The sequence below is a fragment of the Moorena sp. SIO3I6 genome, from assembly GCF_010672095.1.
The window spans coordinates 1-1,154 of the sequence record NZ_JAAHHU010001582.1; the positions used below are offsets into that span (position 1 = coordinate 1).

1 protein-coding gene is annotated in these 1,154 nt (G+C 45.9%); it reads left to right on the forward strand.

Annotated elements, in window-relative coordinates; all coding sequences use genetic code 11:
* A partial coding sequence (locus F6K49_RS51405) for an HlyD family efflux transporter periplasmic adaptor subunit (protein ID WP_293110667.1) occupies positions 1 to 993 on the forward strand: 993 nt, incomplete at its 5' end.
* Positions 994 to 1,154 lie beyond the last annotated feature (161 nt).

The following is a 1,154-nucleotide window of genomic DNA, read 5'->3' on the forward strand; positions in this document are numbered from 1 at the left end:
CAAGTGCAACAAACCTTAGCAGGCCTTAAAAAATCTTATAATTTACAAAAAACAGAACAACTAGCCCAGTTAAATCAGGCCAAACAATTGCTAGATCATAGTCAAATGGCTTATAATTTAATGGAAAATCGCATGGAAAATGCCAAGCGGGAGGTGGCAAGGTTTAGAGATGCATTTAATGAGGGGATTGTTTCGGAAATTCAGTTGGTAGACCGGGAAGATATGGCTCAAGAGAGGCAACGGTTGTATGAACAAACCCGATCAGACCTCGAGCAAGCGAAGTTACGGTTAACGGAGCAAGAGAGTACTTATGAGCGCACCTTGCGCCAAACCGAAGCAGAGATTGAACAGGCGCAGTTGCGTCTACGGGAGCAAGAGAAAAGTTATCAGGGTTTAGTCGAAGCCGGGAAATTGGCTCTACTGCGCTCTGAGGAGAATTTTAAAAATATGGAGGCAGAAATTTCTAGACTTGAAGCGGATATTGCTCAGAATAAGACTCAGATAGAGGGGTTAAAGTTTCAGTTGTCTCAACGGGTGATAAAATCTCCGGTAAATGGGACTATATTTGATTTCCCGATTCCTGGTGCCGGTTCAGTGGTGCAGCCAGGAATGATGGTGGCAGAAATTGCCCCAGAGAATTCTTCCTTAAGTCTCAAAGCCCAGATGACAACACCGGAAAGTGGTTCCTTGAAAACTGGGCTACCCGTAAAGTTGAAGTTTGATGCTTATCCCTATCAAGATTATGGGGTGCTACCAGGGGAAATCATCAGCATTTCTCCCACTACAGAAGAAGTGGATACGCCTCAGGGTCCGATAGCGGCCTATACCTTAAAGATTACTCTGAAAAAAGACTGTATAGACTCAGGGAATGAGTGTATTCCTTTGCGTCCAGGGGATACTGCATCTGCTGAAGTAATTGTTAGACGGCGTCGGATTATTGATTTGATTGTCGATCCGTTTAAGCAATTGCAGAAGGGGGGGATAGGACTTTAGCTGACAGGGTGCCAAGCAACATTATTCGCCTTACTGGGTGTGGGGTGTGGGGTGTGGGGTGTGGGGTGTGGGGTGTGGGGTGTGGGGAAATCGGGAGTCGATAATAGCTCACAATGGGGCGTTGCGTCAGTCTTTGAATGAATAGGAGTAGAGCGGGCATA